This is a genomic window from Thioalkalivibrio sp. ALJ4, assembly GCF_000377225.1.
In the GTDB taxonomy this organism is placed as follows: Bacteria; Pseudomonadota; Gammaproteobacteria; order Ectothiorhodospirales; family Ectothiorhodospiraceae; genus Thioalkalivibrio.
Window position 1 is genome coordinate 201456 of the sequence record NZ_KB897920.1, and the last position, 22192, is coordinate 223647.

Sequence of the window (22192 nt, forward strand, 5' to 3'; positions counted from 1 at the left end):
CACCGGCGACCGGACGGCACTTCCCCGTGGCGTCGCGTAACGCGTGCCAAAGGCGGAAGTCTTGCGGCGGCCTCGGCGCACCATCGTGGTCGTATTGCCTCCTTACTCGCCGCTTAGCCGCGGGCACCGCCGGACAGGGTCACCAGCGAACCGCTGCCACTATTCCCGGAGGAACCGGTGATCTTGCTCATCGGCACTTCCTTGCGCTCGAGCTCACGATTGGCATAGGCACTACGGCCTTCACCACGCGGGTTGCCCTTTTGCGTCGCGTTACGACGCGTGGCGAACCCTTCGGTGCCGGTGACGCTGCTTCCACGGGCCCAGTCATCGCCCGTGATGGTCACACCGTTGCTGCTCCCGTTAACGGTCACACGTTCGGCACCAATCTTGGCCACATCTTCAGCCTGAGCCGGTACCGGCTGGTGACGATCCGGCTGATAGCGGAACTCCTCGGTCCCGGACACCAGGCCCGTCGCCTTGTTGATCGGCCCGGTAATGCCACCCGAGGCACCGTATGCAGTACCGGTCACACGACGCTCGCGGCGCGCCAAGGCTTCGCGGGCCGGGCTTTGAACACTGAAGCCGTCATTCGGCATCGCCTGCGCCGGCACGTCGGCCACCGGTGCGGCTACTGCGGCCTGGCCTTCCGGACGCAGACGCGGGTGCAAGCTGCCAGCGGCCGTCGGACAGGTCGCGGCAAATTCGTTCGCCCCGACATACGGCGCACCGGACACGTCCTGACATGCACCGCGTTCGGTGCCCGTCACGCGCTCGTCATAACCCGGCTGGCTCCCGGAAACCGGATGCCCCGGCGTCGCATGGCGTTCGGCCACGCGGGTGTGCGCCGTCTGCATATCACGCGGCTCGCAATAAGCCTCGTACTGGTCAGCGCCGATGTAGGGCGTGCCAGAAACCGGTTTGCACGCACCGTACTCGTCACCGGTGACCCGTGCCGAGCGGCCCACGGACGTACCCGAGACGTTCTGCTGGTTCCAGGTGCGGCTCACGGAGACTTTTTCCGGGCCGGCCTGCGGACGGGAGCCACAGAAGGCGTCGTAATGCTCGGACCCGACATACTCGGTACCGGTGATCGGCTTGCAGCCGCCGTATTCGTCACCGGTCACGCGCAGCGAGCTATCCACCTGCGTGCCGGAGACTTCCCGACCCCGCAGCGTGTGCATCACGCCCACCTTCGGCACACCACCGGCGGCCGGACGGTCACACAGGTCACCGAAATCCGCCTGGTTGTAGTACGGGGTACCCGTCAGGGGGCGGCAGGATCCGGACTCGTCACCCGTCACCTTCGAGCTGCGGCCCACGGCCGTACCCGTCACGCTCTGGTCTTCCATCGTGTGCAGCTCCTGCACCTTGGCCGGCGTCGGCTCCGGGCGGGTACCGCACATGCCCTTGAACTGTTCCGTACCGATGTATTCGGTCCCGGTGACCGGCTTGCAGCTGCCGTACTCGTCACCGGTGACACGCGAGGAGCGCCCGACTTCTGTCCCGGTCAATTCACGACCGCGAAGCGTATGCATGACGCCGACCTTCATCGGCGCTCCGTTGGACTTTCCCGTGTTACACGGAACCTCGCTCGCCTGCGTATTTAGGTACTCGGTACCGGTGATGTCGCGGCAGGAGCCCGACTCGTCACCGGTGACACGCGGGCTACGGCCGACGCTCGTACCCGACACACCCTCGCCATGACGGGTCACCATCACGCTGGTGCGCGGCGCGCTGTTCGGCGCACGGGTGCCGCAGAAGCCTTCGTACTGCTCGCTGCTCAGGTACTCGGTGCCGGTGATCGCTTCGCAAGAGCCGGACTCGTCCCCCGTTACACGGGCAGAGCGCCCGACCTCGGTACCACTGACTTCCTGGCCGCGGCTGGTGTGGGAGTGCCCCACCTTGGCCGGGTTGGCACTCGGGCGCACATCGCAGTAGCGCTCGTAGTGCTCGAGGCCCAGGTACTCGGTCCCGGTAATGTTGGAGCAGCTGCCCGCTTCGGCGCCGGTGACGCTGCGCGTCGACTCGACTTGCGTGCCGCTAATGTGACCACCGGCGAGGGTCGTGCCCTCTTCCACCTTCGGCGGTGCTTCGCTCGTCTGACCACGGGGACGACCACAGGGACGACCCGGATCCGAAGAACCGCGACCAATCGTGCACAGCTCTTCACGACGCTGGCGTGCTACCTCGCGAGTGGACATACCCTTGCGTTTCGCAGCCTTCCACGCGCCTTCCTGCGGCATGGCACCGCGGCCCTTGGAGCCGTTGAAACGGCGCTTGGTCGCACGCTTGCCGTTCTGTGCCATCGCCTCGCGGCGCGCCATGCAGATCGCGCGGACCTCGGAGATCACCGGATGCGGACCCGCGGACTCGCCACCGGACTCCACCTTGTCGCACAACTGGTCAAGGCCACTTTCCACGACGGTGTCGCTTTCGGGGGTCACCGCGCTATAGGTGTCGTTGCGCTCGGACTTCTCGTCCTTGCAGCCACAGCCACAGCCCTTTTTCTCTTCCTGTGCAGACGGCGCGAAGGAACCCTCGCCTTTCAGCAGGTCTTCACGGCGCGGCTCGGCCGCCATGGCCTTTTTGCCATCGGTCGCCAGGGCCTGACGGCGCAGGCGGCAGATTTCGCGCCCGCTCATGTTGGAACAGTCGATTTCCATACCCTGGTTCTGCGACAGCGCTTCAAGCTGACGCGACCGGTCGGAACCGCCACGGGCCAAACCGCCGAGGGCCCGCGCACGGGTATTGGAGCGACCGACCGCCTTCTTGCCCTGGCGCGCCATCTTCTGGCGGCGCTCAAGAGCGGCCTGGCGGCCGTTCGACGCACCGGCGTGCGCGCCCGGTTCCGGACGGCGCGCAGGTGCGCTGCTGCCGACCTCGAACGAGGTCGACGGCTGAGATTCGCTGGAGTGCGACTCCGGCTCCCGCGCCTGGGGGGCCGGTTCGGAAACACGCTGAGCCTGGCGCGCCTTTTGCGCGGCCGCGGCAGAACGCGACGTTCCCTTGGTTTGGCCGGTCGGCTTCACGGCAGCCTTGCCATTATGAGACATGGCCTTGCGCCGTTCCCGGGCGAGTTCGCGACCCGAGAGACCTTCAGACGCGGATGTCGGATTACTCATGGCACTTCCTTACAGTTGGCGGCAGCAACGGTAATAACGCTTGATGGACGGGCCGGGTGCCACAGGCACCCGGCCTCCACCGAACCGGGGTCTTAGCGACCGCGGTCGACCACGAAGGCCATGCCCTGACTCTGGGCGTAGTTATCGTACGCAATGAAGCGCACCATCATGCCCGGGTTGGCACGGCGGCATTCTTCAATCTCGGACAGCACCGCTTCCACGGACTGCTCGCCAAAGAAGGGCAGCTTCCACATGTACCAGTAGTGGGCCATGGCGTTTTCTTTTTCGCTGTACTCGATCGCCGGGTTCCAGCCCTGCGCGAGGCAGTATTCGATCTGCTTGCGCACCTGGTCGGCATTCATCTCCGGCAGATAGGAGAAGGTCTCGTACTTCTGCGACTGCTTGAAGTTCTGGATATCAGACATGTCGGTAGTCCTGTGCTCTGGTTCTTTCTGGGCACGGACGGCGCACTAGCGCCGCCCGCGCTCGGACGATCACTTGTGCTGGGTATCCAGCTTGTCGACGGTGTCGAACTCGAACTTGATCTCTTTCCACGTTTCCATGGCGATCTTCAGTTCGGGGCTGTGCTGCGCCGCCTGAGTCAGGATGTCCTTGCCTTCCTTCTCGATGTCCCGACCTTCGTTACGCGCCTGGACACAGGCTTCCAGCGCCACACGGTTGGCCGCCGCACCCGGGGCGTTACCCCACGGATGGCCCAGCGTACCGCCGCCGAACTGGAGCACGGAGTCGTCGCCGAAGATGGAGACCAGGGCCGGCATGTGCCAGACGTGGATACCACCAGAGGCCACGGCGAACACGCCCGGCATGGAGCCCCAATCCTGATCAAAGAAGATGCCGCGCGAGCGGTCTTCCGGGATGAAGGATTCACGCAGCAGGTCGATCCAGCCCAGGGTCGCGGCACGGTCGCCTTCCAGCTTGCCGACCACGGTGCCGGTGTGCAGGTGGTCACCACCGGACAGACGCAGGATCTTCGCCAGCACACGGAAGTGGATACCGTGCTTCGGATGACGGTCGAGCACCGCGTGCATCGCACGGTGGATGTGCAGCAGCACGCCGTTGTCGCGGCACCAGTTGGCCAGACCCGTGTTGGCGCAGAAGCCGCCGGTGATGTAGTCGTGCATGATGATCGGCGCGCCAATTTCCTTGGCGAACTCGGCACGCTTGTACATCTCTTCCGGGGTCGGCGCGGTGACGTTCAGGTAGTGACCCTTGCGCTCGCCGGTTTCGGCCTCGGCCTTTTCGGTCGCTTCCTGCACGAACTCGAAGCGGTCACGCCAGCGCATGAACGGCTGCGAGTTGATGTTCTCGTCGTCCTTGGTGAAGTCGAGGCCGCCACGCAGGCACTCGTACACGGCGCGGCCGTAGTTCTTCGCGGACAGACCCAGCTTCGGCTTGATGGTGCAGCCCAGCATCGGACGGCCGTACTTGTTCAGCTTGTCACGCTCAACCTGGATACCGGAGGGCGGACCACCGCAGGTCTTCACGTAGGCCATCGGGAAGCGCACGTCTTCCAGACGCAGGGCACGGATGGCCTTGAAGCCGAACACGTTACCGACCAGGGAGGTGAACACGTTCACCATCGAACCTTCTTCGAACAGGTCGATCGGGTAGGCGATGAACGCGTAGAAGGACTCGTCGTCACCCGGCACGTCCTCAATGGAGTAGGCACGGCCCTTGTAGTAGTCCATATCCGTCAGGAGGTCGGTCCACACCGTGGTCCAGGTACCGGTGGAGGACTCGGCGGCCACGGCGGCCGCGGCTTCTTCGCGGTCAATGCCCGGCTGCGGGGTGATCTTGAAACATGCCAGCAGATCGGTATCCAGCGGCATGTATTCCGGCATCCAGTAGGTTTCGCGGTAATCCTTGACGCCCGCGGAGTACTTCTTGGCGGCCATGTGGCTTTCTCCTACGCGTTGGTTAATCGTGACGGTCGCCTAGATTAGGAAGGTGCACTGCTAATAACAAATAAATAATCTAGATACGACCAATAGACTTTCGTTTATAGAAAGACCGGTCCGCAGAGTTCCGCGGAGCGGCATGGGGGTTCTGTTCGCATCAGCGCCCGGCGCCTGCTCGGCAGCCTCAGCGGGGAATGCGGTCGCTGATTGTAGTCCATGACCGCAGTCAATGCATGCTCTTTAGACCACAGCGTGATCGGAGCCCGCGCCCCTCTGCCGGGGCGCGCGCACCGACGATCAGGCAGGACCCGCATCGGCCTCCTGCGCCTCCAGCGTGTCGGCGTAGTGATCGCGCGCCACATAGGTATAGATGGCCGGGACCACGAAGAGCGTGAACAACGTGCCGATCGCCATGCCCGCCGCAATCACCAGGCCCATTGCGAAGCGCGAGCCGGCACCAGCACCGGTCGCCATCAGCAGCGGCACCATCGCCACCACGGTCGCCGTGGTCGTCATCAGGATGGGCCGCAGACGCAGGCTGGCCGCCTCCTCGATCGCATCGCGCAAGGGGCGCCCCTGACGCTGCAACTGGTTGGCGAACTCCACGATCAGGATGCCGTGCTTGGCGATCAGCCCGATCAGGGTCAGCAGACCCACCTGTGTATAGATGTTCAGCGAGGTCACACCCAGGCTGATAAAGATCAGGGCGCCAGCGATCGACATCGGCACCGTGGTCAGAATGATCAAGGGATCACGGAACGACTCGAACTGCGCGGCCAGCACCAGGAAGATCACGACCAGCGCGAAGAAGAACGTGACGACCAGATCCCCACCCTCGGCCTTCAGCTGCCGCGACTCGCCGGCATAGTCCACGTTCACATCGGGCGGCAGCACCTCGGCGGCAATCCGGTCGATGATGTCCAGCGCCTCCCCGAGGGTGACGCCGGGCCGTGGCACCCCCTGCAGGGTCACCGCGTTCAGCTGCTGGAAGCGGTTGAGCTGGCGCGGCGTGACCGTCTCTTCCAGCGTCACGATGCTGGACAACGGTATCGGCTCGCCGTCCGCGGTGCGCGTGTACAGCTCCTCAAGCTGCTCCGGCGTCAGGCGGTCGGAACGCTGGACCTGCGGGATCACGCGATAACTGCGGTTCTCCATCGCAAACCGCCCGGCGAACCCGCCGGAGAGATACGTCGCCAGATCGGCATTCAGCGTCGCCATGTCGATGCCAAGCTGCGAGGCACGCTCGCGGTCAATCTTCAGATCCACCCGTGGCTGGTCGAAGTTGAGATCGGTATCGAGGAAGATGAACCGACCCGTCTCCATCGCCCGGTCCTTGATCTCCTGACTCAGCTCGTTCAACTCCTCGAACGAGCTGGTGGAGCCGAACACAACGCTGACCGGCGCGCCCTGCCCCGGGGTCGGCAGCTGCGGCGGCTGGATCGCGAACACCTCGAGCCCTGGCAGCCCTTCCAGCGCCGGCTGCAGGTCCTCTTCCAGGATCTTGGCGGTCGTTCGGTCACGCTGATCCCAGGGCGCCATAACGAAACCGCCCAGGGCCTGGTTGGCCGCCCCGGCCATACCGGGCCCGCCGCCAAAGCCGTTCACGATAAAGATGTTGTCGAGCTCGGGGATGCGGTCGAAAAAGCCGTCGGTCAGCGCGGTGTTGCGCTCCAGGTAATCGATCCCCATGTAGGCATCGCCTTCCATGATCGAGAAGGCGAAACCCTGGTCCTCCTGCGGCTCCAGCTCGGTCTGCGAAGTCACGAACAGGAAGTAGCAGGACACCAGCACGATGGCGCCGAAGGCGGCGACGGTGAAGCGGTCATTCAGTGCCCCGTGCAGCCGTCGGCGATAGCGCTCGCGCAGGCTGTCAAAGCGCGCGTCCAGCCACGACTCGATGCGCCCGCGCCGCTCGACCGAACCATCGCGCAGGATTTTCGAACACATCATTGGCGACAGCGTGATCGCGACAATCCCCGAGATCACGACCGTCGCCGCCAGGGTAAACGCAAACTCGATGAAGAGCGTGCCGGTCAGGCCGCCGATGAACCCCAGCGGCAGGAAGACCGCCACCAGCGTGGTCGACATCGCGACAATCGGCCACGCGAGCTCGCGCGCCCCCTGGATCGCCGCGTCCATGCGCGACATGCCCTCCTCGATATGCCGCGAGATGTTCTCCAGCATGATGATCGCGTCATCGACCACGATGCCGATGGCCAGCACCATCGCCAGCAGCGTCAGCAGGTTCAGCGAGAACCCCATCAGGAGCATCAGCATGAAGGTCCCGATCAGGGACAGCGGTACCGCCACCGCCGGGATCAGCACACTGCGCCACGAGCCAAGAAACAGATAAATCACGACCAGCACGATCAGCAGCGCCAGCACGATGGTCGTCAACACCTCGTCGATCGCGCTCTCGATGTATTCGGTGGAGTCATAAACGATCTCGCCCTCCAGCCCGGAGGGCAGGCGCGGCTCGATGCGCTCCTCGAAGATCTCGCGTACATCCGCGATCACCTCCAGGGCATTGGCATCCGGCGCCAGCTCGATGCCGATGAACGTCGCCGCCTGACCGTTGAAGCGCACCGAGGTGTCGTAGTTCTCCGACCCCAGCTCCACCTCGGCGATATCGCCAAGACGCACCAGGTCGCCCTCCTGCTCGAACAGGATCAGCTGCTCGAACGCCTCCGGGGTCTGCAGGTCGGTATCCGCGGTCAGGTCCAGGCTCACCATCGAGCCCTTGGTCTGCCCCACCGCGGAGAGGACATTGTTGCCCTCCAGCGCCGACCGAACGTCGCGCCCGGTTACGCCATAGGCCGCCATGCGATTGGCGTCCAGCCAGGCGCGCATCGCAAAGCTCTGATCGCCGAGGATCTCGGCCCGCTGAACGCCGTTGACGGTGGCCAGCTCCGGCTGCACCTCGCGAATCAGGTAGTCGGTGGTCTGATTGTTGGAGAGGCGCTCGGAATAGAACGACAGGTACATCGCCGCCACATCCTGACCCACGGAGAGATCCACCACCGGGTCCTCGGCCTCCGATGGCAGATCGCTGCGAATCTTGTCCACCTGGGCGGAGATCTGCGTCAGCGCCTGGTTCGGATCGTAGTCCAGCTCCAGAAACGCCTGCACCGTGCTTATCCCCGGCAGGCTGTTGGATACGATGTAGTCGATCCCCTCCGCCTCGGCGATCTCGCGCTCCATCGGTGTGGTGATGAACCCCTGCACCAGGTCCGCATCCGCGCCGATATAGGCGGTGCTGACCGTGACCACCGCGTTCTGCACTTCGGGGAACTGGCGCACGTTCAGGTCGAACACCGCCCGCACCCCGAACAGCAGGATGAACAGGCTGACCACAGTGGCCAGCACGGGCTTCTGAATAAAGAGATCGGTAAAACGCATCGTCGCGGGCCCGCTCAGCGATTCGCCGGCCGCGGATCGCGTTCGGCATCGGGCTGGGCATCCTCCGTGATCTTCACGGGGGTATCGTTCTGGAGCTTCAGCAGACCGCTGACCGCAATCTCGTCGCCCTCTTCCAGGCCATCCACGATGCGCACCAGGTCACCGCGTCGCTCACCGATCTCCACCAGGCGCTGCTCCACACGCTTGTCGCCGTCATCGTCTTCAAAGATCACGAACACCGAGTTGCCCCAGGGTGCGAAACGGATGGCCGTCTGCGGGACCACCAGCCCCTCCTCCGGCTCGCCACGCTGCAGCGTGACGCGGGCGAACTGACCGGGGCGCAGCCGATGGTCCTCGTTGGTGATCATCGCCTGCACGCGGAACATCCGCGAGGCAGCACGGACACGCGGCTCGATCGCGGTAATCTGTCCCTCGAAGGTCTCGCCATAGGCATCGACGGTGACCTCGACCGACTGCCCCAGCTCGACATTCGCCAACCGGCGTTCGGGCAACGTGAAGTTCACATACAGCGGGTCCAGGGACTCCAGCACCACAATCGGGTCGCCCGGGCCGACAAACTGGCCCTCGTTCACCTGACGGATACCCAGCTGCCCGTCAAAGGGCGCCCGCAGACGCTTCTGGCGAATACGGGCATCCTGTGCCTTGACCGCCGCCTCGGCCTGTTGCGCCTCGGTCGCGCGGCGCTGGAACTCCGAGTCGGAAATATCGTTGCGCTGCACCAGGCCCCGCGCCCGTTCCAGCTCGCGCGCCGCGAGCTGCGCCTCGGCGCGCAGGCTTTCCAGCTCCGCCTCGTCCAGCTCGGTGTCGAGTTCGACCAGCGTCTCGCCCGCCTCGGCGAAGGCCCCATTGGCAAAATGGATGCGGTCAACAATGCCCTGTGCCTCGAAACTCAGCGTGGCCCCCTGCACCGCCTCCAGGTCCCCCACCGCACGCAGCTGCGGGGCCCAGCGATCGGTCTCCACGGTCGCCGCGTTGATGGTCGCAGTCGGCTCCGGCATCTCGTCAAAGAACTCCGCGATCTGCTGATCCACGAAGGCCTTGAAACCAAAGATGCCACCCAGGACCAGGGCTACGCCCAGCAGCATCAGGAAGAATCGCTTGCTCATGAATTTGCCTCAGGAATGTGCTCGCGCACGATCGCGCGCACCCGCTCCGTCTCGGCGCGCACGACCGAGGGTTCGTCTGGATCGATTCGCGGCTCCCAGCGCCAGCCGGTCAGCAGCGCATGGGTGTGGCGGATCAAGTGTTCATACGGGCGGTGGATATCGTAGGCATCCAGCAGCCCCTGGGCATTCGCGAGCGCCTGCATCCCGGTATTCAGCGCCCACGGCCCCAGCCCCATCTCTTCCTCGCCCATCTCCTGGGCCGGCGGCAGGTCCTTGTTCGCCCGCGCCTCGGCCACGATGGCGTTGATCGCCTGGCTGATCGGTTGAGCCGCATCAAGCAACTCCTGCCGCCGCGCCTCCGACGTGCTCGCCCAGACCACCTCTGTCGTCACGAATTGGGTCAATCGATAGTAGTCCGGATTCGCCTGCGCGAAATCGATATCGGCCAGCACCATCGCCAGCATTCGTGAACGGGTTCCCAGCGGCAGCCGCGGAATGTGCCGAAAAACCTCGGCACGCTGGCGCGTCGTCCGGGTGGCGACGGCCGCCAGCAGATCCTCCTTGGAGTTGAAATGCTGGTACAGCGTGCCGGTCGCGTACTCGCAGGCGGCCGCCAGACGCGACATCTGCAACGCCAAAAGGCCCTCCGAGCGGATCAGCTCGTGGGCCTTTTCGACAAAGAGGGTCTCGCGCGCCTCGCGCTCGCGCTGCTTTCGATTCTCGGTGCCCATCGGCGCAGACTACCGAATCGGAACCAAGGTTTGAACCTCGTTCACTCAACAAGCAAAAAAACGGGGCCCAGAAGGCCCCGGTCCGCTTGTCATCGGCGCCCAATCAGCCGGCTTCACGCAGTAGGCGCACGATCGCGTCGGCCACGCTCTTGCTGGACTGCGGGTTCTGCCCCGTCACCAGTTTGCCATCCACCACGACATGGTCGGCCCAGTCCTCGGCGGTCTCGACCTCCCCACCCAGTTCGGCCAGGCGGTCCTGCAGCAGAAACGGCACGGCCTGATCGAGCTGTACCGCCTTCTCTTCGCTGTTGGTGAACGCGGCCACCTTGCGCCCCTTCACTGCCGGACTGCCGTCTTTCAGCATCGCGCCGACCAGACAGGCCGGCCCGTGACACACCGCGCCCACGACCTTGTCGTTCTCCAGAAACTCGCCGACCAGGCGCTGCACATGCGGATTCTCCGGCAGATCGAACATCGTGCCGTGCCCACCGGGGAAGAAGATTGCCGCGTAGGCATCGTGGTGCATGCCTTCATCGAGATGGATCGTGTCGTCCAGGGCCTCCTGCGCGGCGACGGCCGCCGGGCCGGGATGATTCGACTCCAGGCTCTTGGGATCCAGAGGGACGGGCCCGCCCTTGGGACTGGCCACCTTGATCTCGAAACCGGCCTTGCGGAAGCGGTCATAGGGCACCGAGAACTCGTCAAACCACACGCCGGTCGCGTGGCCGTCGCCGATCTCGCCGTGACTGGTCACCACCATCAGTATCGTCTTGCTCATCCCGCGAACTCCTGTTGCATCCATACATGTCCGTGGACTCGGTGGTCCGGGACAGGGTTCCGCTGCGCACAGGAATCAAGGGGCCGGGGCCCGAATTCGAGAAGCCGATCCCTTGCGTCTTGTCGGTATTGGCGGGACAGCTTTCTGAGCGGTCCGAGGAGCAGGGACAGTCGACCGAACGCGTATCACTCTCCCCAACCAAGAAAGGCCCCGTAATGGGGCCTCTGACAGCTTGGTCAATGACGTCCGACCGGCAATGCCGGGCGGACGCCAAGGCTTCAGGTCGGAGTCAGACCTGGGTGTAGCGCAGGTAGGAGCGGATCTCCTCGAAGCCCTGCGGGAACTTCTTCTGCGCATCCTCGTTGCTGACCGTCGGCGGGATGATCACGCGATCGCCCGGGGTCCAGTCGGCCGGCGTAGCGATGCCGTGCTGGTCTCCGGTCTGCAGCGCATCGATCACGCGCAGGATCTCGTCGAAGTTGCGGCCCACCGACATCGGGTAGGTCATCATCAGCCGGATCTTCTTGTTCGGGTCGATAATGTAGACCGAACGCACCGCGGCAGTCTCGCTCTCGCCCGGGTGGATCATCTCGTAGAGCTCGGAGATCTTCTTGTCGGCGTCGGCAACGATCGGGAACTCCAGCGTGGTGTTCTGGGTGTCGTTGACGTCCTCGATCCACTTGTTGTGCTCGTCGACGGTATCCGTGGACAGGCCCAGCGGCTTCACGTTGCGATCCGCGAACTGCTGCGCGAGCTGGGCAGTGCGGCCCATCTCGGTGGTGCACACCGGCGTGAAGTCGGCCGGATGGCTGAAGAAGAAGCACCAGGAATCGCCGATCCACTCGTGGAAATCGATCTTGCCCTTGGTGGTGTCAATCTGGAAGTTCGGGGCGGTATCACCCAGTCGAAGTGCCATGATGTACTCCTTTCTTGCTAATCAATGGTTTGCAAGTTTCGGGGCCGTCTCGGCTCCCCGTGGAAACCAAGGTATCGCGACCCCACTGAATTAGCTATTACTAATTCTCTAAGGCCTCGATAGCCGGCACCTAAGACGAGCCGCAACAAGGGCACCCCGCCCCGAGCGGCCCACCCGTCACTACATGCGGCGAAAGAGCTCGGCCAGGTCGTCACGCATCGGCTGGCGCCCCATCTCCTCGGTGGTAAATTCCGAGCCGTCGAAGGACACGCGCAGCATCACTGCCTCGCCGGCCTCCACATCGGGCATCAGCGCAACCATCGGGCGCCCGGTCAGGTATTCGGCAACCGCCTCGTCCATCTCCGCCGCGGCCTGTACCTGCTGCTGCATCCAGGTGGAGATATGCAGCATCAACGTGCCGTCCCACTCGGCCTTCGCGAGCTCGCCGAGCAGGGCGTGGGCCAGGGCCACGTTGTCGTCACGGCTGGCACCGGCGCCAAAGGCGAGATAGGTCACCTCGGCGTCACCGATCGCCGCTACTGCGTCGGCGGCATCCTCGGGCCCTTCCATGCCCGCGATGCTGAACCCGGCCTCCGGGTTGGCGGCCAGCATCCCGGCCCCGAGACCGCCGGTCAGCGCGCCACAGATCGCGGAACGGTTGTTGACCACGGCCAGCGACTCGGCCTCCATCATGCTCGCAATGGCCTGTCCGACATTGCCGCCCGCCATGGCGCGAACGGTCTGCTCCTCGCCAAACGAAAGCGACTCGGCTGCCGCCGTGAGCGGTGCGGCCAGCAGCGCAGCCGAGAGAGACAGTGCAATGGTCGTCTTTTTCATCAGTTCACCTCGTGTTGGTGGTTGGGAATATTCGGTATTTCTGATGCCTGGGGCATCACATCACCATCGGCCGGCCGGGCGGGCGCGGCCCTTCTGGTGTTCGGGAGTTGTGGCTATGCAGCTCCTGGGAACCTGCAGCACCACGCGCGATTCAGGTTTCTCCGACCGCGGCATACTGCGCAGACGGGAACACTCGCCGCAGGCGGCCCGTCAGAACCCGTACCTGGGGCCGCCGGATCAGCCGTCTCGATCCAGTTCCCGCAAGCGCCGGTACAGGCTGCGCTCGCTCAGGCCCAGCCGGCGCGCGAGGCTCCGCCGATCACCCTGGTGTACCGCCAGGGCGTGACGCAGATACTCGCGCTCGATCTGATCCAGCGGACGCAGTTCCCGCGGATGGACCAACTCCGCGTAACCTTCTCCGGCCGCACCCGATTCGGCGCGCGTGGCCTGCTGGCGCACCGGGCCTGGCAGGTGCTCCGGCCGAATCGGACCGCCATCCGCCAGCAGGGCCGCGCGTTCCAGGATGTTGCGCAGTTCACGCACGTTGCCGGGGAAGGCATATCCCTCCAAAACCCGGATCGCGTCGTCCTCCATCGTCGGACGCGGCACCAGCTCGGAGCGATCCAGCATGGCCTCGACGAGCAGCGGGATATCGCCGCTGCGCTGGCGCAGCGGCGGCACCTCGATGGGGAAGGTATTGATCCGGTAGAACAGGTCTTCGCGAAACTCGCCGGCCCGCACCATCGCCTCCAGATCCCGGTGGGTGGCACAAACCAGTCGAAAATCCGCACTCCGAGACTCGATTCCGCCGACCCGGCGGTAGGCGTGCGTCTCCAGCAGGCGCAGCAGCTTCACCTGCTGGCCCAATGGGATATCGCCCACCTCGTCCAGGAACAGCGTGCCGCCGGACGCGGCCTCGACCAGCCCGACCTTGGCCGAGGCCGCACCCGTGAAGGCCCCCTTCTCGTGGCCGAACAACTCGCTCTCGAACAAGGTCTCGGTCAGTCCGGAGCACTCAACCGCGACAAACGGCTTGTCGCGGCGCGGGCTCTCTTCGTGGATCGCCCGGGCGATCAACTCCTTGCCGGTACCGGACTCACCCAGCAGCAGCGCCGAGGCATTGCTGGGTGCCACGCGACTGATCAAGCCCAGCATGGTATTGAACGCCCGCGAACGCCCGACCAGCCCGGTGGCCCCGTTCTGCGGGCTGGATACGGGCAGATGATGGAGGCGCTCGACGAAATAGCGAACAGCCCCCTCCGCCCCCAGGATCGGAGTCAGCTCGACGTCCACGTGCTCGCGGCCCTGCGCCGTGTGATGCACATGCAGGACACGTTCCCGGCGGCGGCTGGCGAGCGCAGCCTGGAGCGGACAGGCTTCCCCGGCCTCGTCGCACGGACGCTGATAGCCGTGCGAGGCCTCATAGCAGGCCCGGGAAGAGCCATCGGCATCCGTGCCGTAGACCCTCTGGTAGGCCGTATTCGCGGCCAGGATCCGGTAATCGGGCGACAACAGGATGGAGGGCTCGCGAAAGGCCTCCATCATCTGTCGCATCGCCGAGAGGTCCGTCTCGTTGCCACACGGAATCGCCAGTCGGCTAATCGTCACGTCTTCTCGCATGGGCCAGGTATCCAGGGGAGGCGCCGCGGCGGTGGTCCTCCGATGACTCTGCCCAATAGACACGCTCAACCGAGGTACGTTCAGTGGCATCACGGCCGGTCTCTACGAATCCCGCTTAGTGGTACCCGGTCTCGGGCGTCACCTTGCCGCGGAAGACCCAGTACGTCCAGGCCGTGTACCCCAGGATGATGGGGATCACGAACAGCGCCCCGACCAGGATAAACAACTGTGCATCCGGGGACGACGCCGCATCCCAGAAGGTGTGGTCCGGCGGCACCACATACGGCCACTTGCTGACCAGAAGCCCCAGATAGGTCGTAATGAACAGGGCGATCGTCGCTACGAACGGGATCCCCTCGTCACGCCGCCGCACCGCCCGGATCAGTATCCAGGCGGACAACAGGGCCAGCGCCGGCAGGACCCACAGGTACTGCCAGGTGCCCATCCAGCGTTCCATCACCTTCGGGTCAATAAACGGCGTGATCAGGCTCACCGCCGCGAACACCACCAGGACCAGGGCCAGCAGGCCAGGCACCACGCGATAGGCAAAGGCCTGGGTCTCGCCATCGGTCTTGACGATCAGCCAGGTCGCGCCCAGCAGCGCATAGCCCGCCAGCAGACCGATACCGGTCAGCACGGTGAACGGCGTCAGCCAGTCCAGCGGCCCGCCGGCAAAGCTCAGACCCTCCATCTCGAAGCCCTGGATGTAGGCGCCCACCACGGCCCCTTGGGCAAACGCCGCCACCGCCGACCCCGCGGCAAAGGCCACGTTCCACAACCCCTTGGAGGTATTGGCCTTGAACCGGAACTCGAAGGCCACCCCGCGGAAGATCAGCCCCGCCAGCATCAGGAAGACGCCGATATACAGGGCCGGCAGGAACACCGAGTACACCAGCGGGAAGGCCGCCAGCAGCCCCGCCCCGCCGAGGATCAGCCAGGTCTCGTTGCCGTCCCAGACCGGGGCGACCGAGTTCATCATCACATCGCGCGAGGTCTCGCCCGGGGCGAACGGGAACAGGATCCCGACCCCCAGATCGAACCCGTCCATCAGCACGTAGGCGATGATGCCGACGGCAATGATGACCACCCAGATCAGCGTGATATCAAGCGTGGTTTCCATGGATCAGCTCCTTGCAGCGCCGGTAGCGGCGTCGTCGATCGAGGTATCGGCCGCGGACCAAGGCCGCTTCGCGTGGGCCGGGGCCTGCCGGACCTCGGTGGTCTCCGGTCCCTTCTGCACGATACGCACCAGGTAGTAGACGCCAGCCGTGAACACGGCGGCGTAGACCAGCACGTAGCCGATCAGCGTGAACAGGGCCATGCCTCCCGTCAGCGCCGGAGTGATGCCCTCGGCATGGGTCATCACGCCGTAGACCAGCCAGGGTGCGCGCCCGGTCTCGGTCACGAACCAGCCGGCGACCACCGCGATGAACGGGGCCGGGATCATCCAGGTCAGACCCCGCAGGAAACGCGGCGAGGCGAACATGCGGCGCCGGAAGCGCAGCCAGGCACCGGCCAGCACGAACAGGATCATCACCATCCCGATCGCGACCATGATGCGGAACGACCAGAAGGTGATCCCCACCGGCGGGCGTTCCTCGGCGGGTACCTCCAGCAGGCCGGGGACCTCGCCATCCAGCTCGTGGGTCAGGATGAAACTGGCCATCTTCGGGATACCGATCTCGAAGTGGTTGGTCTCATTGGCCGAATCCGGGATCGCGAACAGCAGCAGCGGTGCCCCGCGTTCGGTCTCCCAGACGCCCTCCATCGCCGCGACCTTGGTCGGCTGATGTTCAAAGGTATTCAGGCCATGGATGTCACCCACCACCAGCTGGGCCGGCGCCGCCAGCAGCAGCACCCACATGGTGGTACCCAGTGCCTTGCGGTTGACCAGCACATCGCGCTGGCGCAGCAGGTACCAGGCCGAGACGCCGGCGACCACGAAACCCGCGGTCAGCAGCGAGGCCAGGCCCATATGGAAGAAGCGCGGCCAGAAGCTCGGGTTGAAGATCGCGGTGATCCAGGAGGTCACGTGGAAGACACCGTCCTGCAGCTCGAAGCCCACCGGGGTCTGCATCCAGCTGTTGGCGACCAGGATCCAGAACGAGGAAATGAAGGTACCCAGCGCCACCATCAGCGCCGCGAACAGATGTACGCCCTGCGGTACCCGGTCACGGCCGAACAGCAGCACGCCCAGGAAGGCCGCCTCGAGGAAGAAGGCCGTCAGCACCTCGTAGGAGAGCACCGGCCCGAGGAAGTTGGCGGTCGCATAGGAGAACGCACTCCAGTTGGTCCCGAACTGGAACGACATCACCAGCCCGGAGACCACCCCCATCCCGAACACGACCGCGAAGATCTTGATCCAGAACTTCGAGATCTGGGTGTAGATCGCATCGCCGGTCTTCCAGGCGCGAAACTCCAGGAAGGCGATGAACGACGCCAGCCCGATGGTAAAGACCGGGAAGATGGCGTGAAACGAGACCACGAATGCAAACTGGATTCGTGATAGCAGTATGGGGTCGAGCTCCATGGCGTTCCTCCATTGTCAGGGTGCGCCGTCCGGACGCAGCTACCGCGTCCTTACAAGTACCGTGCCAGCAAGCCCGCCTCCCGCTCGCGGGCCCGGCAGGCGGCAACCGGCCTCGAAGACAACCGCCCGCACCCGCTCGCCACAGCGCCGCTGTGACTGCCATTCATGGCAGCAAAAACCCCACAACTGCCATTTGTGGCAGTCCTGTCGTGGCACAACCCGCCGCCAGCGGCAGGCGCGAGCGGGCTCTGCGATCTGGCACGCAACTTGTAAGAAAACGGCAAGCAGGGCGCGTCAGACGCCCGCCTTTCATAACAAGAGTGCACCGCAGGAACCGCGGTGCCGGACGACGGAGATCCAGCATGTCCCAGCCCGAACAGCGCGAAAATCGCAGCCGCCAGCAGCAGTCGACCGAGGCCCTGGCTGCCGCCATGGACCGCAGCGGCCTGTCCCGCCGCGACTTCCTGAAGATCGCCGGCGCGGCCGGCCTGGCCTCGGCGACCGGCGTACAGGCCGCCCCGGCTCAGGCCGCGGTCTCGACACGGGCACGCATCGTCGTGCTGGGTGGAGGCGCCGCCGGCCTGACCATGGCCGCCCGCCTGCGCGCCCTGCTCGATGGCGCCCGTATTACCGTGGTGGAACCGAGCGAGATCCACGACTACCAGCCCGGCTGGACCCTGGTAGCGGCGGGCGTCTATTCGGTCGGCGAGGTCCAGCGGCGCAACGAGCGCTATATCCCGCGCGGGGTGGACTGGGTGCGTTCCGCCGTCGCCGCGATCGACCCGGAGTCGCAGCGGGTGGAGACGGTCGATGGCGACCACCTGGACTACGACTTCCTGGTGGTCGCAACCGGCCTGCACCTGGACTTCGAGGCCATCGACGGCCTGCGCCGCGAGGACATCGGCCGCCCGGGCCTGACCAGCATCTACGCCAGCGCCGAGGCCGCGCGCGATGCCTACGAACAGGTACGCACCTTTGGCGAGCGCGGCGGCGTGGCCCGCTTCACCATCCCGGGGACGCCGATCAAGTGTGCCGGCGCCCCGATCAAGGCCACCTTCATCGCCGAGAGCCTGCTGCAGAGCGCCGGCCAGCGCGGAGATGCGGAGTTCCACTACCACACCGGGGCAGACCGCCTGTTCAGCGTCGCGCGCTTCGACACGATGGTGCGCGACCTGTATGCCGAGCGTGACATCGCCGTGAACGAGGATGGGTTTCTCGCCGCGGTCGATATCGACGCCCGGCAGGCCACCTTCCGCGGGACGAACGGCAACGAGGAGACGGTCGACTACGACTACCTCCATGTGACGCCACCGATGCGGGCGCACGGGTTCGTGCGCGAGGCCGGGCTTGCCGTGGAGGATGGCGCGCTGGCCGATGGCGGCTGGCTGGCGGTGGATGATCGCACCCTCCAGCACACCCGCTATCCGAACATCTTCGGCGCCGGCGATGTGGTCGCCACCGCGATCGGCAAGACCGCCTCCACCGTGCGCTCCCACGGCGCGGTGATGCCGGACAACCTGGTGGATGTACTGCAGGATCGCGAGCCATCGCGCGAGTTCGACGGCTACACCTCCTGCCCGCTGATCACCGAGGTCGGCAAGGCCGCCCTGGTGGAGTTCGACTACAGCCTGCAGGAGGTCCCGACCTTCGGCTTCATCGATCAGGGCGAACCCAGCTGGATGTGGTGGCGTCTGAAGGTGCACATGATCAAGCCGCTGTACTTCAACATGCTGCGCGGGCGCTACCTGCGCTAGGGGGAGCCTGACTGATGTCCGCACGCCCAATCGGTCCGCTCGCGCTGCGTCGAGCCCGGATGCCCGTCGTCCGCACGCGATGAATGCTACCGCCAGGGAGTGGCTGCGCCAGCGTGCCCGCCCCCATCGCCGCTGGCTGTGGCTGTCCGCGGCCGGCTCCCTGATCGCGGCCGGCGCGACGATCGGCGTGGCCGGCATCATCGCCCAGGCCGTGTACCAGGCCCTGTTCGCGCCCGAGCGCCTGGACTGGGCAGCGGTGCTGGCGGCCGGGCTCGTACTGATCGTGCTGCGCTACAGCGCACAGGGACTGCGTGACCTGGCCGGCCAGCGGCTGGCCCACGCGGTCAAGGGCCGCCTGCGCGGCGAGCTGCTGCATCGCGCCCGCGAGGCCGGTCCGGCGCGGCTCGCGGCACAGGCCACCACCGGCGAATGGATCGAACGCTTCCAGGCCCGCGGCGAGGACCTGACCGGCTACTACGCGCGTTACCTGCCCGCGCTGCAGGCGGTCATCCTGATCCCGCTGGCGATCCTGATCACGGTGTTCTGGCTGGACTGGCTGGCCGGCCTGCTGCTGCTGTTCGCGGCCCCGCTGATTCCGGCCTTCATGGCTATCGTCGGCATGGGGGCCGAACAGATCCATCGCCAGCAGCAGGCCGAGCAGGACCGTCTCGCCGGGCACTTCCTGGACCGCATCCGCGCCCTCGACTGGCTGCGCCGGGCACGCGCAATCGAGGCCACCCAGTCCGAGGTGGTGGAGCGCAGCCACCATCAGCGCCGACTTACCATGCGTACGCTGCGGGTGGCCTTCCTGTCCTCGGCCGTGATGGAGTTCTTCAGCGCCGTGGCCATCGGCATGGTCGCGATCTATGTCGGCTTTGCCCTGTTCGGAGCGCTGGACTACGGCCCGGCCGCGGAGCTGACGCTGTTCACCGGTCTGTTCGTGCTGCTGCTGGCGCCGGAATACTTCCTGCCGCTGCGGCAGTTCGCACAGAGCTATCACGACCGCGCCGGTGCGCTCGCGGCGGCCGAGGCTCTGGCCCCGCTGACCGCGCCCGCCGAACACCCCGCCGCCAGCGCCGCTCCGGCCATCGAGCCGCCCGAGACCGACCCGACCGGCGCGATGCTCGCACTGGAAGCCGTCAGCCTGCGCTATCCCGGCCAGGACGCCCCCGCCCTGCCCCGGACCACGCTGACCGTCGAGCCCGGCGAATCCATCGCGATCACCGGGCCCAGTGGCGCGGGAAAATCCACCCTGCTCGCCCTGTGTGCGGGGTTCCTGCAACCGGACGAGGGACGCGTACGGCGCCATGGTGATGCGCAATCGTTCGTGTGGATCGGACAACAGGCCCACCTGTTCCACGGGACCCTGCGCGAGAACCTGCAGCTGGCCCGCCGCGAGCCCCTCTCCGATGAGGAGATGGGCTCGGCGCTGGCGCAGGCCGGCCTGCCGCTGACGGCGGCGGAGCTGCCGGACGGGCTGGATACGGCGATTGGCGAGCAGCGCCGCGGCCTCTCCGGCGGCCAGGCCCAGCGTGTCGCCCTTGCCCGCGGCCTGCTCTCCGGCTACCGGCTATGGCTGCTGGACGAGCCCACCAGCGCACTCGACGCGGCGACCGAGCGCGCATTGCTGGACACCCTGTTCGGGCTGGCCCGGGAACATGGGCTCACGCTGGTCGTGGCCACGCACCACACGACGGTGCAGGCCCGTTGCCAGCGGACCCTGAATCTCGTGGGGGATCGGGATGCGTAGGGACGGCTTCCGGGATCTGCGCTTCCTGCACGCGATCTTCCGGCAACGGCGGCTCTGGTACTGGGGCGCCTGGGCCCTGCTGGCCCTGACCTGGGTCGCCGGGATCGTGTTGCTGGCGCTGTCCGGCTGGTTTATTACGGCCACGGCCCTGGCCGGGGTCGGCCTGCTGGCCACCCTCGACGTCTACGTCCCCTCGGGCGGCATCCGTACCGCGGCCATCGCACGCACGCTGGCGCGGTATTCCGAGCGGCTGGTCAGCCACGAGGCGGTGCTGCGCAGCCTCGCCGACCTGCGGGGCCGGACCTTCCGGGGCCTGGCGGCCCGTCCCGCCGGCTGGGTCCGCGCCTATCGCAGCGGCGACCTGCAGACCCGGCTGACCGGGGACATCGACACCCTGGACGCGATGCCGCTGCGGGTCGCGGGCCCGATCATCGCCGCTCTGCTGAGCCTGCTGGTCACACTGGTCATTGCATTCTGGCTGGCGCCATGGCCGGCGGCGGCACTCCTGCTGGTGGCCGGCACCCTGACCATGCTGGTCTCGCTGCTGCTCGCATGGGTCGGGCAACGTGACAGCCGCCAGCTGGTACGCGCCCGGGCTCATGAGCGTATCGCCCTGGCCGACTACATCGGGGGCCTGGCCGAACTGATCGCCTTCCAGCGGGCGGGCGATACCGAACAGGCGCTGGCGCGGCAGAACCGCGACCATGCCCGGCGACTGACCCGACAGGAGTCGGTGGGCACACTGACCGAGCCCGTGGTGCAGGCGGTGGTCGCCGTCTCGGCACTGCTGATGCTCCTGCTGGCCCTGCACTGGTACACGCAGGGGCTGATTTCAGCACCTGTGGCAGTCCTGCTGCCCCTGATGACCCTGGGCCTGGGCGAGGTCCTGGGCAGCCTGCCGGGCGCCTGGTGGCGGGCCGGCGAGAGCCTGGCCGCCGCGCGCCGCATACGGCATGTGGTCGCGCGGAAGCCCCTCCCGGCCGATTTGCCCGAAGGGGGTGAACGGCAGGGACACCCGCGCCTGTCCGCGCAGGGCGTGGTGACGGGATTCGAGGCCGGCCGCCCGCTGTCGGCACCGCTGGACCTGGCACCCGAACCCGGGACGCCGCTGGTCGTGACCGCCCCGAGCGGACACGGCAAGAGCACCCTGCTGGACACCCTCGCCGGCGAACAGGCGCCCCTGGCCGGGTCGGTCCGGATCGGGTCGACACCCATCGAGGCCCTGTCGGTCGATGCCCGCTATGCCCGGATCAGCTATCTGCCGCAGACCCCGCACCTGCCGGACACCCGCATCCGCAACATCCTCGCGCCCGGTCCGCATGACGACCACCAGGACGAGGCCCTGTGGGATGCGCTTCGGCAAGTCGACCTGGCCGACCGGGTTGGCGCCGATGCGGATGGACTGGACGCCCGCATCGGCGAGGGCGGGCAGCGCCTGTCCGGTGGCCAGCGTCAGCGCCTGGCGCTCGCCGCCATACTCCTGCAGGACCGCCCCATCGTGCTGCTGGACGAACCCTTTTCCGGTCTCGATGCCGCCACCATCCAGCGGATCCTGCAGCGCCTCCGGCCCTGGCTGGCTCGGCGCCAATGCATCCTCGTGACCCATGCCCCGGACGCGCTGCCGCCGGACTGGACACGTCTGCTGCTACCGCGCCCCGCGCTGCCCCGGACGGGTTCTGATTCGGTTACTACTGCTTAGGGAAACACGG

Annotated in this window: 15 protein-coding genes; 3 read left to right on the top strand and 12 right to left on the bottom strand. The window is 66.2% G+C overall.

Going from position 1 to position 22192, the window contains the following annotated elements:
• Positions 1 to 113: 113 nt before the first annotated feature.
• From C936_RS0112455 to C936_RS0112510, 12 genes are all read right to left on the bottom strand, one after another.
• Complete coding sequence (locus C936_RS0112455) at positions 114 to 3053, bottom strand: CsoS2 family carboxysome shell protein (protein ID WP_018649347.1); 2940 nt, start codon at positions 3051 to 3053, stop codon at positions 114 to 116.
• A 161-nt stretch (positions 3054 to 3214) separates the two neighbouring features.
• The gene (locus tag C936_RS0112460; RefSeq protein WP_018138850.1) at positions 3215 to 3547 is read right to left on the bottom strand and encodes a ribulose bisphosphate carboxylase small subunit; all 333 of its coding nucleotides are present in this window, start codon (positions 3545 to 3547) and stop codon (positions 3215 to 3217) included.
• 69 nt (positions 3548 to 3616) lie between these two features.
• A complete protein-coding gene (locus C936_RS0112465; protein WP_012982269.1) occupies positions 3617 to 5038 on the bottom strand; it encodes a form I ribulose bisphosphate carboxylase large subunit in 1422 nt (473 codons plus the stop codon).
• Between the two features lie 300 nt (positions 5039 to 5338).
• Positions 5339 to 8440, bottom strand: coding sequence for an efflux RND transporter permease subunit (locus C936_RS0112470; protein ID WP_018174423.1), 3102 nt, complete (start codon positions 8438 to 8440; stop codon positions 5339 to 5341).
• 14 nt (positions 8441 to 8454) lie between these two features.
• The gene (locus tag C936_RS0112475) at positions 8455 to 9567 is read right to left on the bottom strand and encodes an efflux RND transporter periplasmic adaptor subunit (protein ID WP_018138852.1); all 1113 of its coding nucleotides are present in this window, start codon (positions 9565 to 9567) and stop codon (positions 8455 to 8457) included.
• On the bottom strand, positions 9564 to 10298 hold the full coding sequence (locus tag C936_RS0112480) for a TetR/AcrR family transcriptional regulator (protein ID WP_018174422.1): 735 nt from the start codon (positions 10296 to 10298) through the stop codon (positions 9564 to 9566). Before C936_RS0112480 ends, C936_RS0112475 begins: the two co-directional genes overlap by 4 nt.
• A 103-nt stretch (positions 10299 to 10401) precedes the next feature.
• On the bottom strand, positions 10402 to 11076 hold the full coding sequence (locus C936_RS0112485) for a type 1 glutamine amidotransferase domain-containing protein (RefSeq protein WP_018174421.1): 675 nt from the start codon (positions 11074 to 11076) through the stop codon (positions 10402 to 10404).
• Between the two features lie 289 nt (positions 11077 to 11365).
• Positions 11366 to 11992 carry a peroxiredoxin gene (locus C936_RS0112490; protein ID WP_018138855.1) on the bottom strand — a complete coding sequence of 209 codons (627 nt, stop codon included), beginning with the start codon at positions 11990 to 11992 and terminating at the stop codon, positions 11366 to 11368.
• Positions 11993 to 12172: 180 nt separating this feature from the next.
• Positions 12173 to 12829 (bottom strand): hypothetical protein, encoded by a 657-nt coding sequence (locus tag C936_RS0112495; RefSeq protein ID WP_018138856.1) that lies wholly within the window; start codon positions 12827 to 12829, stop codon positions 12173 to 12175.
• A gap of 237 nt (positions 12830 to 13066) precedes the next feature.
• Positions 13067 to 14449, bottom strand: a complete 1383-nt coding sequence (locus C936_RS0112500) for a sigma-54-dependent Fis family transcriptional regulator (protein WP_018138857.1) — start codon at positions 14447 to 14449, stop codon at positions 13067 to 13069.
• 115 nt (positions 14450 to 14564) lie between these two features.
• Positions 14565 to 15569, bottom strand: coding sequence for a cytochrome d ubiquinol oxidase subunit II (gene cydB, locus C936_RS0112505; protein ID WP_018138858.1), 1005 nt, complete (start codon positions 15567 to 15569; stop codon positions 14565 to 14567).
• A gap of 3 nt (positions 15570 to 15572) precedes the next feature.
• Entirely contained in the window at positions 15573 to 16979 is a 1407-nt protein-coding gene (locus tag C936_RS0112510; protein ID WP_018138859.1) for a cytochrome ubiquinol oxidase subunit I, read from the bottom strand.
• Positions 16980 to 17341: 362 nt separating this feature from the next.
• Between C936_RS0112510 and C936_RS0112515 the strand changes: the two genes are divergently transcribed.
• The 3 genes from C936_RS0112515 to cydC all read left to right on the top strand — a co-directional run bounded on the left by C936_RS0112515 (position 17342) and on the right by cydC (position 22182).
• Complete coding sequence (locus C936_RS0112515; protein ID WP_018138860.1) at positions 17342 to 18733, top strand: FAD-dependent oxidoreductase; 1392 nt, start codon at positions 17342 to 17344, stop codon at positions 18731 to 18733.
• Positions 18734 to 18812: 79 nt separating this feature from the next.
• Positions 18813 to 20483, top strand: coding sequence for a thiol reductant ABC exporter subunit CydD (gene cydD, locus C936_RS0112520; RefSeq protein ID WP_018649346.1), 1671 nt, complete (start codon positions 18813 to 18815; stop codon positions 20481 to 20483).
• Entirely contained in the window at positions 20476 to 22182 is a 1707-nt protein-coding gene (cydC, locus tag C936_RS0112525) for a thiol reductant ABC exporter subunit CydC (RefSeq protein ID WP_018649345.1), read from the top strand. Before cydD ends, cydC begins: the two co-directional genes overlap by 8 nt.
• Positions 22183 to 22192: the final 10 nt, after the last annotated feature.